Origin of the sequence: Paenibacillus sp. FSL R7-0128, assembly GCF_038002245.1 — a bacterium.
Classification (GTDB): Bacteria; Bacillota; Bacilli; order Paenibacillales; family Paenibacillaceae; genus Paenibacillus_AQ; species Paenibacillus_AQ silagei.
On the sequence record NZ_JBBOCD010000001.1, the window covers coordinates 3671770 to 3688229 of the forward strand.

The 16460-nt window shown below is 54.9% G+C and carries 12 protein-coding genes; all 12 read left to right on the top strand.

From position 1 onward, the window contains the following. Window positions 1-85 precede the first annotated feature (85 nt). The 12 genes from NST26_RS15210 to NST26_RS15260 all read left to right on the top strand — a co-directional run bounded on the left by NST26_RS15210 (window position 86) and on the right by NST26_RS15260 (window position 16456). On the top strand, window positions 86-421 hold the full coding sequence (locus NST26_RS15210; protein WP_340953094.1) for a hypothetical protein: 336 nt from the start codon (window positions 86-88) through the stop codon (window positions 419-421). Between the two features lie 228 nt (window positions 422-649). Further along, on the top strand, window positions 650-727 hold the full coding sequence (locus tag NST26_RS34045; protein ID WP_076154139.1) for a potassium-transporting ATPase subunit F: 78 nt from the start codon (window positions 650-652) through the stop codon (window positions 725-727). A gap of 19 nt (window positions 728-746) precedes the next feature. Continuing rightward, window positions 747-2423 carry a potassium-transporting ATPase subunit KdpA gene (gene kdpA, locus NST26_RS15215; RefSeq protein ID WP_340953091.1) on the top strand — a complete coding sequence of 559 codons (1677 nt, stop codon included), beginning with the start codon at window positions 747-749 and terminating at the stop codon, window positions 2421-2423. Between the two features lie 18 nt (window positions 2424-2441). Next, window positions 2442-4475, top strand: a complete 2034-nt coding sequence (gene kdpB, locus NST26_RS15220; RefSeq protein WP_340953089.1) for a potassium-transporting ATPase subunit KdpB — start codon at window positions 2442-2444, stop codon at window positions 4473-4475. A 43-nt stretch (window positions 4476-4518) separates the two neighbouring features. Next, a complete protein-coding gene (kdpC, locus tag NST26_RS15225) occupies window positions 4519-5139 on the top strand; it encodes a potassium-transporting ATPase subunit KdpC (protein WP_340953086.1) in 621 nt (206 codons plus the stop codon). Window positions 5140-5202: 63 nt separating this feature from the next. Continuing rightward, complete coding sequence (locus tag NST26_RS15230) at window positions 5203-7524, top strand: universal stress protein (RefSeq protein ID WP_340953083.1); 2322 nt, start codon at window positions 5203-5205, stop codon at window positions 7522-7524. Between the two features lie 171 nt (window positions 7525-7695). Beyond that, window positions 7696-8637, top strand: a complete 942-nt coding sequence (locus NST26_RS15235) for a ketopantoate reductase family protein (protein WP_340953081.1) — start codon at window positions 7696-7698, stop codon at window positions 8635-8637. 493 nt (window positions 8638-9130) lie between these two features. Beyond that, on the top strand, window positions 9131-9616 hold the full coding sequence (locus NST26_RS15240) for a nitroreductase family protein (protein WP_339256625.1): 486 nt from the start codon (window positions 9131-9133) through the stop codon (window positions 9614-9616). A gap of 44 nt (window positions 9617-9660) precedes the next feature. Then, on the top strand, window positions 9661-11406 hold the full coding sequence (locus NST26_RS15245; protein WP_340953078.1) for an ABC transporter ATP-binding protein: 1746 nt from the start codon (window positions 9661-9663) through the stop codon (window positions 11404-11406). Then, complete coding sequence (locus NST26_RS15250; protein ID WP_340953075.1) at window positions 11390-13231, top strand: ABC transporter ATP-binding protein; 1842 nt, start codon at window positions 11390-11392, stop codon at window positions 13229-13231. Before NST26_RS15245 ends, NST26_RS15250 begins: the two co-directional genes overlap by 17 nt. Before the next feature lie 793 nt (window positions 13232-14024). Then, window positions 14025-14705, top strand: coding sequence for a response regulator transcription factor (locus NST26_RS15255; RefSeq protein WP_036728495.1), 681 nt, complete (start codon window positions 14025-14027; stop codon window positions 14703-14705). Beyond that, a complete protein-coding gene (locus NST26_RS15260; RefSeq protein ID WP_209870581.1) occupies window positions 14702-16456 on the top strand; it encodes a sensor histidine kinase in 1755 nt (584 codons plus the stop codon). Before NST26_RS15255 ends, NST26_RS15260 begins: the two co-directional genes overlap by 4 nt. Window positions 16457-16460 lie beyond the last annotated feature (4 nt).

Consider the following 16460-nt stretch of genomic DNA (forward strand, 5'->3'; position numbering starts at 1 on the left):
TTAATCTGTAGAACCAAACCCTAATCCTGAACTAATGGCGGGAATGGTACGCTGAATTCTGAAGTTAACATACTGGAGAGAAGGCATGGAGATGGATGAGTGGATGAGAAATATCGGATGGGTGACGGTGCTGACGGCGCTGCTGGTGCTGATCAAGCGGCATTATGACCGGATCGATCTGCTGCAAGAGTGGACCTATGAGAATAGCGGGGTGTACGCTGCCGCATACCAGTTTGCCTGCGGGGCTTCGGCCCGTGAGGTCAGTGAGCTGCTTGTGACCAGCTTCGAGTTCGATCGTCAGGAGACGGAAGTGATCCTTGCCTGGGCGCTCCCGCACCGGATGGAAGCGGACGGGGGTTATGGTGCTTTTATAGGGGCGGTCAACAGGGTGCTGGGTGAAGAGATTTACCATTCCTCCTGAAGTCTTAATACAATCTTAATGCGCCTGAGGAAACCCTTACCCTGAACTAATGGGAGAAATGATACGCTAGACCGGAAGTTACAAGAGAGAGATTACCATAAGGTGAGGAGTGGCAAAGACGATGATGGATGTGTATATGACGGCAATGCTGGCAGCGATATTCACGGTATTCTATGCGTTTGTACAATGGTGCAGCCGTGTGACCGATGAGCAAGGGGGGACGGAGTAATGGCAGTTGTCCTCGCAGCTACTGCGCTGCTGTTTCTGTATTTGGGCTATGCTTTGATTCATCCTGAAAAATTCTAACTACTTAGGAGGGCCATCCGTGGGGATTGTGCAGATTATAGTCGTTATCTTAATACTCGTACTGCTGGTGAAGCCGGTGGGCACTTATCTATATCATGTATTCTCAAATGAACCGAACCGGACAGACCGGGTGTTCGGCGCAGCGGAGAAGGGGATTTATCGTCTGATCGGGCTGAAGCATCGGGGCGGGATGTCCTGGAAGAAATATGCGCTCAGCTTCATCGTAACGAACCTTGTACTGGTGGCATTCAGTTATCTCTTCCTGCGGCTGCAGAAGGGGCTTCCGCTCAACCCGGGCGGGATTGGCAATATGGAAGAGACGCTTACCTTCAACACGGTGATCAGCTTCGTCACCAATACGAATCTGCAGCATTACAGCGGGGAGAGCGGCGTGTCCTACTTCTCACAGATGGCGGTCATGACGATGCTGATGTTCACCTCGGCGGCCAGCGGCTTCTCGGTTGCGGTTGCTTGTGTCAGAGGGATTACGGGCCGCCGCTCGGTAGGGAACTTCTTCGAGGACTTCGTCAAAGCGCATATCCGGATCTTCATTCCGCTGGCGCTGCTTGTAACAATGGCGCTTGTAGCGCTTCATGTGCCGCAGACCCTGAAGCCTACGCTGGAAGTCACCACGCTTGAAGGGCAGACCCAGCAGATTGCTATCGGTCCGGTGGCCTCCCTGGAGTCCATTAAGCACATCGGCACGAACGGCGGGGGCTTCTTCGGAGCCAACTCTGCGCATCCTTTTGAGAATCCGCGTCCGCTGAGCAATGTGCTGGAGATCCTCTCCATGTGGCTGCTGCCCGCATCTCTGCCGTATATGTACGGGAAGTTCGCCGGGAACAAGCGGCAGGGCTGGATGATTTTTGGCGCGATGATGACGTTGTTCGTGGTATTGCTCGGAGTGAATTACGCTGCGGAAAGTGCGGGCAACCCGGCGATTAACGCCATGGGGATAGATGCTTCACAGGGCAGTATGGAGGGAAAAGAGGTCCGGTTCGGCATCGCACAGTCGGCGCTGTTCACCACCGTTACAACGGCAGCCACTACCGGCAGTGTGAATAATATGCATGATACGCTGACGCCGCTCGGCAGTATTACCCCGCTGACACTCATGATGCTGAATAACGTGTTCGGCGGCAAAGGTGTCGGGCTGATCAATATGCTCATGTATGCGATCCTCGGCGTGTTCCTCTGCGGGCTGATGGTGGGCCGGACGCCGGAGTTCCTGGGCCGCAAGATTGAAGCGCGGGAGATGAAGCTAATCGCCATCGCGATTCTGATTCATCCGCTGATTATTCTGTTACCGACGGCGGCCGCTTTTCTGACGGAGCTCGGTAAAGGCAGTATCAGTAACCCCGGCTTCCACGGGATGACCCAGGTGCTGTATGAATACGTATCTGCTGCGGCCAATAACGGCTCGGGCTTCGAAGGGCTGGCGGATAATACCTCCTTCTGGAATATCACCACCGGGGTGGTCATGCTGCTGGGCCGTTATGTCTCGATGATCGCCATGCTGGCGGTTGCCGGTTCCCTGCTGCGTAAGAAGCCGGTGCCGGAGACCATAGGAACCTTCCGCACAGACAACGGCTTGTTCACAGGCATCCTGATCGGTACGGTGCTGATTATCGGCGCGCTGACCTTCCTGCCGGTGATTGTCCTCGGTCCGGTTGCAGAATATTTGACTTTACGGTAGGGAAAGGGAGAGACGAGAATGAGTACTGTACACAGAAAGAAGCTGCTGACGGGTCCCATCCTGCTAAGTGCTGCCAAGGATAGTCTGGTGAAGCTGAACCCGGTGACTCTAATGAAGAATCCGGTCATGTTCGTCGTGGAGGTTGGGACGGTTATCGTATTGCTTATGGTGCTGGCGCCGGGGTATTTCCATGCGGAGCATGCGGTAGGCTTCAATATTACCGTGTTCTTCATCCTGCTGTTCACCGTGCTGTTCGCTAACTTCGCGGAAGCGCTGGCGGAGGGCCGGGGCAAGGCACAAGCCGATTCGCTCAAAAAAACCAAGCAGGACATCACCGCCAATAAGCTGGCGGGATCAGGGGTCAAGCAGGTACCTGCCTCTGAGCTGCGCAAAGGCGATATCGTGGTCGTCAGCCAAGGTGAACTGATTCCCGGCGACGGGGAAGTGACCGAGGGGCTGGCTTCTGTGGACGAATCGGCCATCACCGGGGAGTCGGCTCCAGTCATTAAGGAAGCCGGAGGCGACTTCGGCTCCGTGACCGGCGGTACCCGGGTAGTCAGCGACCAGATCAAGGTGCGGATCACCAGTGATCCGGGAGAATCGTTCCTGGACCGGATGATCTCGCTGGTCGAAGGGGCGAAGCGCCAGAAGACACCGAATGAGATTGCTCTGAACACGCTGCTGATCAGCCTTACGATTATTTTCCTGATTGTCGTAGTCACCCTGCGTCCCATCGCGGATTATATCGGGGTGAAGCTGGAGATTCCGGTCATGATTGCACTGCTCGTCTGCCTGATTCCGACCACCATCGGCGGGCTGCTGTCGGCCATCGGGATTGCGGGAATGGACCGGGTGACGCAGTTCAACGTCCTGGCGATGTCCGGGAAGGCGGTGGAAGCTGCCGGGGATATCAACACGATGATTCTGGATAAGACGGGGACGATTACCTTCGGCAACCGGATGGCCAGTGAGTTCGTTGCGGTAGGCGAAGCAACTGTAGCCGAGCTTGCAGCCTGGGCGGCGGTCAGCTCGCTGAAGGATGAGACGCCCGAAGGGCGCTCTGTCCTGGAGCTGGCGAAGAAGCTGGAGCTTCAGTATGAGAGCAGCCTCGCGGACGGCGGCGAGTTCATTGAGTTCAAGGCAGAGACCCGGATGAGCGGGATGGATCTGCGGGACGGACGCTATGTGCGCAAGGGAGCGGTCGATTCCGTGAAGAAGTGGGTGCTGTCGCAAGGCGGTGCCGTACCGAACGATCTGGACAGCAACTCGGATGCTATCGCCCGGCTGGGCGGCACTCCGCTCGCGGTTGCTGTAGATAACCGGATCTTCGGGCTAATCTATCTGAAGGATACCGTCAAGCCCGGGATGAAGGAGCGCTTCGACGAGCTGCGCAGCATGGGGATCAAGACGATTATGTGTACCGGGGATAACCCGCTGACCGCCGCTACGATTGCCCGTGAAGCCGGGGTCGATGATTTTATAGCTGAGAGTACTCCGGAGGATAAAATTGCGGTGATCCGCCGGGAGCAGAACGAGGGCAAGCTGGTCGCCATGACCGGGGATGGAACGAACGACGCTCCCGCGCTGGCCCAGGCCGATGTGGGGCTGGCGATGAACAGCGGGACAACTGCTGCCAAGGAAGCGGCCAATATGGTCGATCTGGATTCTGATCCGTCCAAGATTATCGAGGTTGTAGCCATCGGGAAGCAGCTCCTTATGACACGCGGGGCGCTGACCACCTTCAGCATCGCTAACGATATTGCCAAGTATTTCGCCATCATTCCGGCGATGTTCACGCTCGCAATTCCTGAGATGGAAGCCCTGAACATCATGGGTCTAGGGTCCCCAAGCTCCGCTATTATTTCGGCGCTGATCTTCAACGCGATTATCATCCCGCTGCTGATTCCGCTCGCTATGCGCGGGGTCTCCTATAAGCCGATGAGTTCGACCAGACTACTGACGCGCAACATTGTCATCTATGGTCTGGGCGGAGTCGCTGTTCCATTCGCCGGCATCAAGCTGATTGATATGCTCGTCAGTATATGGATCTAGGGGTCCGGCAGACGATTGAATATATAAGGAGGGCGTAATCATCATGCCACAATCTACACATGAGACAACCGGAGAGCAGGTCTCCGCTTCACCAGCAGCTTTTGTCTTTACTACGGTGAGGTTAAGCATCGTATTCATTATTCTCTGCGGAATGATCTATCCGCTGGCTTCCACCGCGCTTGCCCAGGTGCTGATGCCTACCCAGGCGAACGGTAGCCTGCTGAAGGATGCTTCCGGGAAGGTCGTCGGTTCTGCGCTAATCGGGCAGAGCTTCACGAACCAGGCTATGTTCCAGAGCCGTGTCTCCAGTATCGGGTACAAGGCCGAAGCTTCGGGCTCGAATAACTACGGGCCGTCAAATCCCGATATGCTTCAACGCACCAAGGATTCCATTGCCCAGTGGAAGCTGGACAATCCCGGCGTCCCTGTAAGTCAGCTCCCTGTGGATTTGATTACGAATTCCGGATCGGGTCTTGATCCGCATATTTCTCCGGCTGCGGCGCTCGTGCAGGTTCCCCGGATCAGCAAGCTGACCGGCATTCCGGCAGATACCCTGGAAGCGCTGGTGAAAGAGCATACCGAAGGGCGCGATTTGGGGCTTTTCGGAGAGAAACGGGTGAATGTGCTGAAGCTGAATCTGGCGCTGACGGAGATGGCGAAATAAGCGGACTCCGCACAGACTGCTTCCTCCAGTTGTGAGTTGTGAGAATAGAAAGAAGGTGAGTCCGTGGCGCCCTATAAACGCAAGTCTCCTGAGGAGATTCTATATTCTATCTACCAGCTCCAGCGGGGGCGGCTGAAGATCATCATCGGCTCGGTCAGCGGCTCCGGCAAAACCTATCATATGCTGGAGGAAGGCAAGCTGCTGAAGCAACAGGGAATTGATGTGGTGATCAGTGCCGTCTCCACTATGGGCCGGGCGGAGACGGTTCAGCAGCTTGGCGATCTGGAGCGCGTGCCCAGCATTCACTGGCTGAAGGACGGCAAGGAGGAGAAGGATCTGCCGCTTGAGGCGCTGGTGGAGCGCAATCCTGAGGTGCTGCTGGTCGATGGTCTGGCCCACCGCAACCGTCCGGAGGCCCGCTTCCCGACAAGACTTGCGGACATCCGTTATCTGATGGATCAGGGAATCAGCGTAATCACGACTATTAATGTCTATGAGCTGGCCGGTGTGGGCGAGCAGATCTATGAAATGACCGGCATCCGTGCGGAGTGCACCGTGCCGCTCAATACACTGGAGCTCGCCGATGAGGTACGGCTGATCGATGTGTCGCCGGAAACGATTCTCAAGCGGCTGGAGGAGGGGGTGCTTGGTGAGGGAGCACATCCGGCATTATCCCTCCGGGGCAACCTTGGCGTTCTCCGTGAGGTGTCGCTGCGGCTGATGGCCGAAGGAGTCAATGATTCCCTGGAAAAGCATCGCGAGGCCGAAGGACTGATCGGCCCTTCGGGTGCAACAGAGCGGATTCTGGTATCCGCGCAGTATCATTGGAACGGTTCCCTCTATATTAGAAGGGGACAGCAGATTGCCAAACGGCTGAACGGAGACCTGCTAATCGTTACGTTCCTCCTGCGCGGACGTCCCCTGACCAAGGATCAGCAGGTATTCAAGCGCTCCATCCGAAAGCTGACCGAACGGATTCAGGCGCGGTTCGAGGAGCTGGAGCTGCTGCGCCTGCGGATGCTGCCTTCCATGCTTGTGCGCTATGCCATTCAGAACAATGTCACCCGAATTGTGATGGGGCATTCGCAGAAAAGCCGCTGGCAGGAGAAGTGGCAAGGCTCCATTGCCAGCCGTGTCCTGCGGCGGACGCGGAATATCGATGTGTTCCTGATGGCTGACCGTGCCGAGCAGGAGGGAGAACGGGTTCTGCCGGTCCGTCCCGCTGTGAAGATGGCGGCGGAACCGTTCCACCGGCTGACCGGCCGGGAGCTGGAGCGGCGGATCGAGGATATCCGCCGGGGCACCTTCAAGGTGTATATCGGTGCAGCCCCCGGCGTAGGCAAAACCTACAAAATGCTCCAGGAAGGCAATCTGCTGCTGGGCAGGGGCATCGATGTGGTTATCGGACTGCTGGAGACCCATGGGAGAGAGGAAACCGGCAAGCAGGTGGGCAAGTTAACGATGATTCCGAGAGCGCGGATTGCCTACCAGTCCACTGAGCTTACGGAGATGGATACAGCGGCCATTATCGCCCGCCGTCCCGAGGTGGTGCTGGTGGATGAGCTGGCCCACACCAATGTCCCCGGCAGCCTCACCAAGAAGCGGTATGAGGATGTGATCAAGCTGCTGGAGAATGGGATCTCTGTCATTACCACGGTTAATGTACAGCATTTGGAGAGCCTGAACGATGCTGTGGAGCAGTTAACCGGTGTGCGTGTGCGCGAGACGGTGCCGGATGCCATCCTGCGGATGGCGAGTGAGGTGGAGCTGATTGATGTGACTCCGCAGATGCTACAGCAGCGGATGCGGGAAGGGAAGATCTATGCGCAGGAGAAGGTCAATCAGGCACTGGAGTCTTTTTTCAGAATTGGCAATCTGATCGCGCTGCGTGAACTGGCCCTGCGCGAGATTGCCGATGATGTGGATGAGCGGCTGGAGGCCTGGGAGCGTGAGCCTGCCTTACGCGGACCCTGGAGCAGACGGGAGGTTATCTTCGTCTGTGTAGACACAGGACCGCAGGCTGAACGGCTGGTCCGCCGCGGCTTCCGCATTGCACACCGCCTGAAGGCAGAGTGGCATGTTCACTACGTGCACTGTGCCCGCATGAAGACGGCGGAGGAGCAGAAGCGGCTGGATACGCTGAGGGCTCTGACCGAGCGGCTGGGCGGGGTAATGGACATTACGGAGGCGGGAAGCCGCAAGCATCTTTATAAGCATCTGCTCCAGCGGATGAATGATATGCAGACTACGCAGGTAATCATCGGCCAATCCCGCAGACCCTTCCTGCGCAGCCTGTTCATAACGAGCTTCGTTCAATATCTGCTGCGGCATGCCCGGCATATGGATATGCTGATCGTGGCCGTTCATACGCAGATAATGGAATGAAGCGGCTCTGCGGCATAGGAGTGGTACGGATAATGTACAATTTACACGGGTTTGTTCAGTAATTGACATCCTTGGCACCATTGGCAATTGCGCTAGTAGAGTCCCCGCTGCTAACCTAATGAACAGATGTTCATTTTAATAAAACTGTTTGAAGCGGAGAGGGGATACTGGATGCGAATATTAGTGATGGGTGCAGGGGTGATAGGCAGTTATCTGGCACATGTGCTGGTACGGGGCGGGAATGAGGTTACGATGCTGGCCAGAACGAAGCGGGCGGGCCAATTGCAGAAGGACGGACTGGTCCTCCGGCATTATTTTCAGCGCAAAACGACTGTAGATCAGGTGAAGGTGATATCCGAGCTGCGGAGGGACGATGTCTATGATCTGATCTTCGTCGTGATGAAATACAATGACTTCCCGGCGGTGTTGCCGGCTCTGGCGGACAACGGAAGTACGAATATTGTGCTTGTTGGCAATAACGGGGATACCCGCGGGATGCAGCAGTTCTTCAAGGAGAATAGCCGGATTCCGCAGAATATTGCGTTTGGCTTCCAGATAAACGGCGGGACGCGTGAGGAAGACGGGCGTGTGATCGTTGTAAGCGGTGGCGGCAAGATGGTACTGGGCAGCCTGGAGGGTGAGGTTCCGTTCAAGACGGAGCTTGCAGAAGCCTTCCATAAGACGAAGTATAAGCTGGATTATTCGCAGGATATTAACGCCTGGCTCCTTAGTCACATTGTTTCAATTATTCCGGTGATGTCGGTCATTTATCTATATGATTTTGATTTGGAAAAAGCAAGCAAAGACTCCGCCCGCTGGAAACAGGCGGTTGCTGTAATGGATGAAGGGTTCCGCGTGCTCTCCGCGCTTGGCCTACCCGTTAACCCCGCCTCCCTGGTTAACGGGGCGAAGAAGCACCCGGCACTGCTCGCCCAAGGGTTCAGATTGTTACAAAAGCTGCCCTTCATGAAGCTGATTGATGGCTCATTCAGCGAGATTGCGGCGCTCTATCAAGCCTTTGAACCTCTGATGCAGCAAGCCCGTCTGTCCACACCAGCCTGGGATGACTTCAAGCAGCAGACGATGCGGAAATATGCCCTGGAGCAGGCCTAGGATGAACGAGTGCACGGAGTACAGATGAACATATGAACAGATCAACTCCTCCAAAAGAACAGCTCAGGAAGCTCCGCTAAGGCGGAGTTTGCTGGGCTGTTTTTGCTAATTAAGTAAATCACTATGGTTTTCTTATGTGGATGCTAAAAACCACATGCAATGTGCAGGTACGAGGGCGCCCGGGCCCAATGTATGCCAATGTATGCTAAAAACCACACACAATATGCTGGTACGAGGGAGCCCGGGGGCCCAATGTATGCCGAAAACCACATACAATTTGTCGGGCTTAAGCTGTGTGAGCATGCTGCTGCCCAAAATGAGCAAATGAGCGGCAGCCAGTGCAGCAACATTTTCCCATGAATTCGCCAGATGCCGCTATCAACATAACATACATAATGTTCCATTCTAGTTATAAAGCCTTGTAATTTAACGTGTTAAAGAGATATGCTTATTACCATGTGGATACAAATACAACAGAAGGAGTGGACTACCTATGACTATCATCGATACTATTCAAACGAGAAGAACGATCAAAGCCTTCCGGCCAGACCCGATTAAGGAGGAGGAGCTGAATACTTGGCTGGAGGCTGCCAGCTATGCTCCGAACCACCGGATGAATGAGCCTTGGGAGCTGTTGTTCATTGGGCCGCAGACCCGTGCAGCGCTGAACCATAAGACAGATTTTGGCGGTGCTCCATTGTTGATTGGAGTCTTATCCAAATCTGCCGCTACCACAATGGAACGTGAAGAGAACATCATGGCCGTGTCCTGTTATATCCAGAATTTCATGCTAGCGGCCCATGCGGCAGGAGCAGGCGTGTTCTGGTCGTCACTCGGCGGTACAGCCAAGGGCCGCGAGGTGCTTGGCGTTCCTGAAGAACAGGATGTTATTGCGGTGCTTGCCGTAGGGTATCCTTCAGAAGTGCCTGCTGCCAAACAGAGAACACCAATAACTGATAAAATCACATATTTACCCTAAACGGACGAACAGATGCAACAACTGATGAGATGAAGGTGAACTGAATGTGGAAGCTCAGGGGCTTCATGAAGCCGTACGCCCTCTGGAGCGTGCTTGCCCCGCTGTTAATGGTAGTTGAAGTAGTGATGGACCTGCTGCAGCCTGCACTTATGGCCAGCATTGTGGATAAAGGCCTGATGAAGAATGATTTATCGCATATCCTTTCAACAGGCGGAATGATGATTGGAATCGCTATCATCGGGATGACTGGGGGTGTGGGCTGTGCGATATGTGCAAGTATCGCCTCACAGAATTTCGGGAATGATCTGCGAATCAAGCTGTTTGAGCATATCCAGACCTTCTCGAACCGCAATCTGGATCGGCTGAAGACCGGCTCGCTGATCACCCGGCTGACGAACGATGTCGTGCAGCTCCAGACCTTCGTGCAGATGATTCTGCGGAGCTTCGTGCGGTCACCGCTGCTGCTGATCGGCAGTTTGGTCATGGCGGTCCGGATCAGCCCGTCCTTGGCGCTGATCCTGCTGGCTGCGGTTCCGCTGCTGTTCATCCTGCTGTTTGTGCTGATCCGGCTTTCTTTTCCGTTATTTGCCCGGATGCAGGAGAAGCTGGATGGGGTGAGCAATGTACTGCAGGAGAATCTCACCGGCATTCGTGTAATCAAAGCCTTCGTCCGTGGAGACCATGAGCAGACGCGCTTCGATACCGCCAATACCGGCTATACGGATACCGGAATCCGGGCGATCCGTCTGATGGCGCTGAATATGCCGCTTATGATGCTGATTCTGAATGCCAGCATTGTTGCCGTGCTCTGGTTCGGGGGCCTACAGAACTGGAACGGGGCGCTGCCCGTTGGTGAACTAATTGCCTTCATTAACTATGTTACTCAATTGCTCATGTCGATGATGATGCTGAGCACGATGCTTGCCTTCGTATCACGGGCTAAGGTGTCGGGGGACCGTGTGAATGAAGTTTTCGCCGCCACAAGTGAAATTACCGAAGCGCCTGCGGCGGACCAAGCAGCCATTACGCTCGGACGGATTGAGTTCAGCAAGGTCTCCTTCGCCTATAACCGCGGGGATGAGAATCTTGTGCTGGAGGATATCAGCTTTGCAGCCAGCCCCGGGGAGACGATCGCTATTCTGGGGGCTACCGGAGCAGGGAAGTCTACCCTGGTTAGTCTGATTCCAAGATTCTATGAGGTCTTGTCCGGTGCCGTTCTGATCGACGGAACAGACATCCGGGAGATTAGCCTGGAGCATCTGCGGAGCCGGATCGGCTTCGTAATGCAGCAGTCCCTGCTGTTCAGCGGCAGTATCAGGGATAATATCCGTTACGGACGGCCGGAAGCAACAGATGAAGAAGTGGAGCAGGCGGCTGTGGCCGCAGAAGCACATGGATTCATTACAGCTATGCCGCAAGGCTACGACACGCAGCTCGGACAACGCGGGGTGAACCTGTCAGGCGGACAAAAGCAGCGTCTGTCCATTGCACGCGCGCTGTTAATTAAGCCGACCATTCTGATTCTGGATGACAGCACCAGCGCTCTGGATGCGGTTACCGAAGCAAGCATCCGCCTGGTGCTGAAGACGGAGCTTCAGGACTCTACTGTTGTTATGATTGCCCAGCGGGTGTCTTCCATTATAGATGCCGACCGGATTCTGATTCTGGAGAACGGCCGGATCGCCGCACAGGGTACGCATACCGAGCTGATGGCAGGCAGCGAGATCTACCGGGACATCCGCCATTCCCAGCTTAAGGAAGAGGAGGAGCCTTATGTCCAGTCAACGTAAAAGGGAGCAGGCTCCCGGCGGACCTGGAGTGTTAGGCGGCGGGCCTCCCGGCCGTGTTGGCGTAACACCCAAGGTACGTCCGAAGAATAGCAAGGCAACGATCCTCCGCATCTGGTCCTATCTGAACCGTCAGCGGACAGGGCTGATTATGGTCTATGTATTCACGATTCTGAATGCTGTCCTCGCCCTGATCGGACCCTACCTGCTAGGAAAAGCCATTGATACCGCGATCCTCCCGCAGGATTATAGTCTGCTGGTCCGGTTCTGTCTCCTTCTGGGCGGCATTTATCTGCTGGGCAGCGCCGTCTCGTGGGTCCAGGCTTATGTGATGACCTCCGTCTCCCAGCGCACGGTGTACGAGCTGCGGCGGGACCTGTTCGCCAAATATCAGGAGCTGCCGGTCAGCTTCTTCGATACCCATGCTAACGGTGAGCTAATGAGCCGTGCAACTAATGACATTGACAACGTCTCCAACTCGCTGAATCAGAGTGTAACCCAGCTGCTGAACAGTCTGATTACACTTAGCGGCTCTCTGGGCATTATGCTGATGCTGAATGTGCCGTTGACTGGAGTTGCTCTGGTAACCATTCCGCTGGTCGTGCTGGCTAGCCGCCGGATTACCGGCTTAAGCCGGATCTACTTCAAGGATCAGCAGCAGCATCTGGGTGAGCTGAACGGCTTCATTGAAGAAGCGGTCAGCGGCCAGAAGGTGATTAAGCAATACCGCAGAGAACAGGCGGAGGTCACCAGATTCCGCGGAATAAGCGGGGAGCTTAACCAAGCTAGCATTAAGGCGCAGATCGTATCCGGCCTGGTAGGACCAGTAATGAACCTGATTAACAATCTGAACTTCGCGCTGATTGCCGGAATTGGCGGCTGGATGGCTTATCATGAGCTGGTTACCGTGGGGGTCATCGTCAGTATGCTGAATTATGCCAAGCAGTTCGGCCGCCCCATCTCCGACCTTGCGAACCAGTATAACCTGATCCAATCGGCAATCGCCGGAGCGGAGCGCGTATTTGAAGTGATGGATATGCCATCTGAGTACAGCGGGGAGCAGCCGCAGGAGCTGGAGCGGATTCGCGGGGAAGTTGTTTTCCGGGATGTAGTGTTCGGCTATAAGCCGGGCGCGCCTATTCTGAACGGTGTAAGCTTCACCGCACAGCCAGGCGAGACGATCGCCCTGGTCGGGCCGACCGGAGCGGGGAAGACGACCATTGTCAACCTGCTGACGCGCTTCTATGAAGTGAGCGGCGGTGAGGTGCTGATCGACGGCAGGGATATCCGGGAGCTGGGTAAAAACGGGCTGCGCCGCCAGCTCGGCATGGTGCTGCAGGATGCCCATGTCTTCTCGGGGACCATCCGTGAGAATATCCGGTTCGGCCGTCTGGAGGCCACGGACCGTGAAGTGGAAGAGGCCGCGAATCTCGCCAACGTCAGCGGCTTCATAGCGCGGATGCCGCAGGGGTACGATACGCTGCTGGGCACGGACGGGACTACCTTAAGCCACGGCCAGCGCCAGCTCTTGACCATTGCCCGCGCCATCCTGGCCGATCCGGCCATCCTCATTCTGGATGAGGCAACGAGCAGCGTGGATACCCGGACAGAGATGCATATCCAGCAGGCCATGCGGACACTGATGAAGGGCCGTACCAGCTTCGTGATCGCCCATAGGCTCAGCACCATTCAGGATGCTGACCGGATTTTGGTCATCCAAGGCGGCCAGATCGCCGAGCAGGGAAGCCACAGCCAGCTCCTTGCGCTGCAAGGGATATATGCCGAGCTGTATAACAGCCAGTTTAAGCAAGCCTTTGAAGCCGGGTAACTAAGGCGGCGAATGCCGAATATTGTATCTTAAAGTTATAATTACAGGAAAACAGCGATCCTCCTTTTATAAGAGAATTGCTGTTTTTCGTTTTTTGCTCCAGTCGCTATTGAATTTGTGACCGTTCACGGTATCGCTTTCTTTCGAATGTTCATATTATTGGTTACAAAGTGCAACAATGCACCTTATCCAGCTCCGAACAGATGGAATTCCTGCACTAATTACAACAATCTGCGCTCCTCAGCTGTGAATCTAACCGAATTCCTGCAATAAATACAACAATGTGCATGATCTGAGCTTAAACGAACAGAGTTCCTGCAAAAACTACAACATTTGTGTTCAGTGAAGTGTTTAGTGGGGCGTTCAGTGAGGTGTTCGGTGAGGTGTTTAGTGGAGCGTTTGGTGAGGAAACTTCCCTTTTAGATTGTGTTAGTGGGTGGGACCACTTTCTCTTTCAGTATGTTTTAGATTCGCACCTTACACTCAAACAGCGGAGCGGGCGGAACGATTGTGAAAAAGCGAAGCGTTCGCCTTTGTGTCCGGATTTTCACCGCAAAGGGGAATGAAAAAAATCTGGACACAACAGCGATTGTAACAACGTTCCGTTTGCGCAGCGTTCACCCAAGCTAAGACGTATATCATACTCGAAACCAAGGGCCTTCCATGTAACTCCAACATGCTTTTCAGAACACACTTTCCACTTAATTTTCAGCCAATTTCACAACAGGACACATAAAGGACATAACACTCGACTATGCTGAGAGGTATAAACGGGTTGAAAGCAGGGAGTACATTGAAGAAAAAGTTACTGCTTGTCGAAGACGAGCTGCGTATCCGTGAGCTGGTGTCGGATTACTTCATACAGGACGGCTGGGAGGTGCGCGAAGCCGATAATGGGCAGGACGCGCTCCTGTGGTTCGATTCGCTTGAGCCGGATCTGCTGATTCTGGATATTATGATGCCCAAAATGGACGGATTTCAGGTATGCCGGGAGATCCGCAAGAAATCGGCGACCCCGATTATTCTGCTGACCGCCAAATCCGCCGATGACGACAAAATACACGGCTTCGAGCTGGGCGCCGATGATTATGTAACCAAGCCGTTCAGTCCCAAGGTGCTGGTGGCTCGGGCTGCCGCGTTGATGAAACGGGTTGAAGGCGCACATCAGCCAGAATCCGGGGTAGTGAGATTCGGCTCAGCCATCTTCAACACCATGGCGCACCGTCTAGAGGTGGAAGGCGCCGATGTCGAGCTAACCCCGAAGGAATATGATCTCCTGTGGCTGCTGATCCGCAACAAGGGCCATGTGGTCTCGCGGGATACCATCCTCAGCCGGGTGTGGGGAATTGAATTCGAGGGGGACTCCCGGGTCGTGGACAGCCATATCAAGAAACTGCGCAGCAAGCTGGGGTATGAATCCCGACACATCCGAACAGTGATTGGAACCGGCTACAGATTCGAGGATGAAGAATGAAAAGATGGGGAATTACCTTCAAACTGTTCGTGATGACCGTGATCTTCTTCGTCTGTTTCTACGGGATGGTAATCCTCAGCCAGTTCCTGCTGTTCGACCGCTTCTACCAGACGCAGAAGGAGTCCCGTGTAGAGAAGCATCTTAAGAGCTTCGGGACAAGCTACACCAAAGAAGCCTGGGGCAGAACCCGCACTTCCCGCGAGCTGGTCCGGTTCATGCTGCGCAATAAGACACAGATGGTCATTCTGAAGCTGGACGGGCGGATGAAGTCGGAAGATCCGTTCCGCATGAAGCTGATTGACGATAAAGGCCAGACTCAGGTGATCCCCATGTCCTTGTTCATGAATCAGTTCGGAGATATGCTCCGGTCGGCCCATTTGAAAGAGAATGACCGGGTTACCATCCAGGGAGAGCTTGTCACTGGGGAGAATGACCTCGGCAATCAGTTTTTCCCGCTCACGATTACGAAACAGGGGTTCCAGCCGGTAGGCGAGGAGGCGGAGCTGGGCAACACAAGCATTACCGGGACGATTACGGAGCTGGTCCTGCCGGATCTGAAAATATGGAACCCGCGCCAGGGCATCCTTTTCGAGGCCATCGAGGACTGGTTCCCGTTAAATACGGGGCAGCTGGAGAGCCTGGGCAAGCTGAATATGGTCAAGGAAGAGTGGACGGCTCCCTGGAGCGGTATCCGCAATTCCGTGATGATTCTGCCCGTGAAACAGGCCAGCGGGGAGATTGAGCTGTTGTTCTCAGTGACCTCGCTGCAGGATGTTAAGGATTCCAATGAAGCGCTGCGCTGGTTCTTTTTATACTTAGGGCTTGGCGGGTTCGTGCTGATTCTGGTCCTCTCGCTGTTCTATTCCAAGATGGTGACCCGGCCCTTGATCAAGCTCAATAATACGGCCAAACGGATGGTAGCGCTCGATTTCACCGGCCATGCCTCCATCCGCCAGAAGGATGAGCTGGGCAATCTGTCCAGAAGCATGTTCACCTTGTCCCAAAGTCTGGACACTGCACTGGGCGAGCTTCGGGAGACGAATCAGCAGCTGGTGGAGGAAATGGAGCAGAAGAAGAAGCTGGAGCAGATGCAGCAGGACTTTTTTGCCAGTGCCTCCCATGAGCTGAAGACACCGCTTAGCATTATCAAGGGCTTCGCCGAGGGTCTGGAGGATGGGGTGAGCGCCGGCAAGCAGGATCATTACATCAAGGTCATTATCGAAGAGGCCGACAAGATGGAGTTCCTGGTAAAAGATATGCTGGACCTGGCCCGACTGGAGTCCGGTACGATCAAGCTGCGCAAAAGCTCCTTCATGCTGAGCGAAATGACGGAGAAGGTGACCGATAAACTGGTGCATTCCCTCCAGAATAAGCAGCTGGATGTGGTCATTATTCCGGCGAATGAATTGCCCGTATATGCGGATGCTACATGGATTGAACAGGTGCTCAGCAATCTGCTGACCAACGCAATCCGTCATGCGGAAGAGGGCAGTACGATAACCGTCACCTTGGAGAGTTCACCCAAGAAGCTGCTGTTCACCATACACAACAAAGGGGAGCGAATCCCCGAGGATCAGCTGGCGCATATCTGGGAGCGCTTCTACCGGATCGAGGCTTCACGCAGCCGTCTGACGGGCGGGACCGGACTCGGATTATCCATTGCGAAGCAGATTTTAGATATGCATGGCTGCCGGTATGCAGTGATGAACACCTCGGACGGCGTCTGTTTTAGTGTAACCTTTGGAGGCTGAGCCG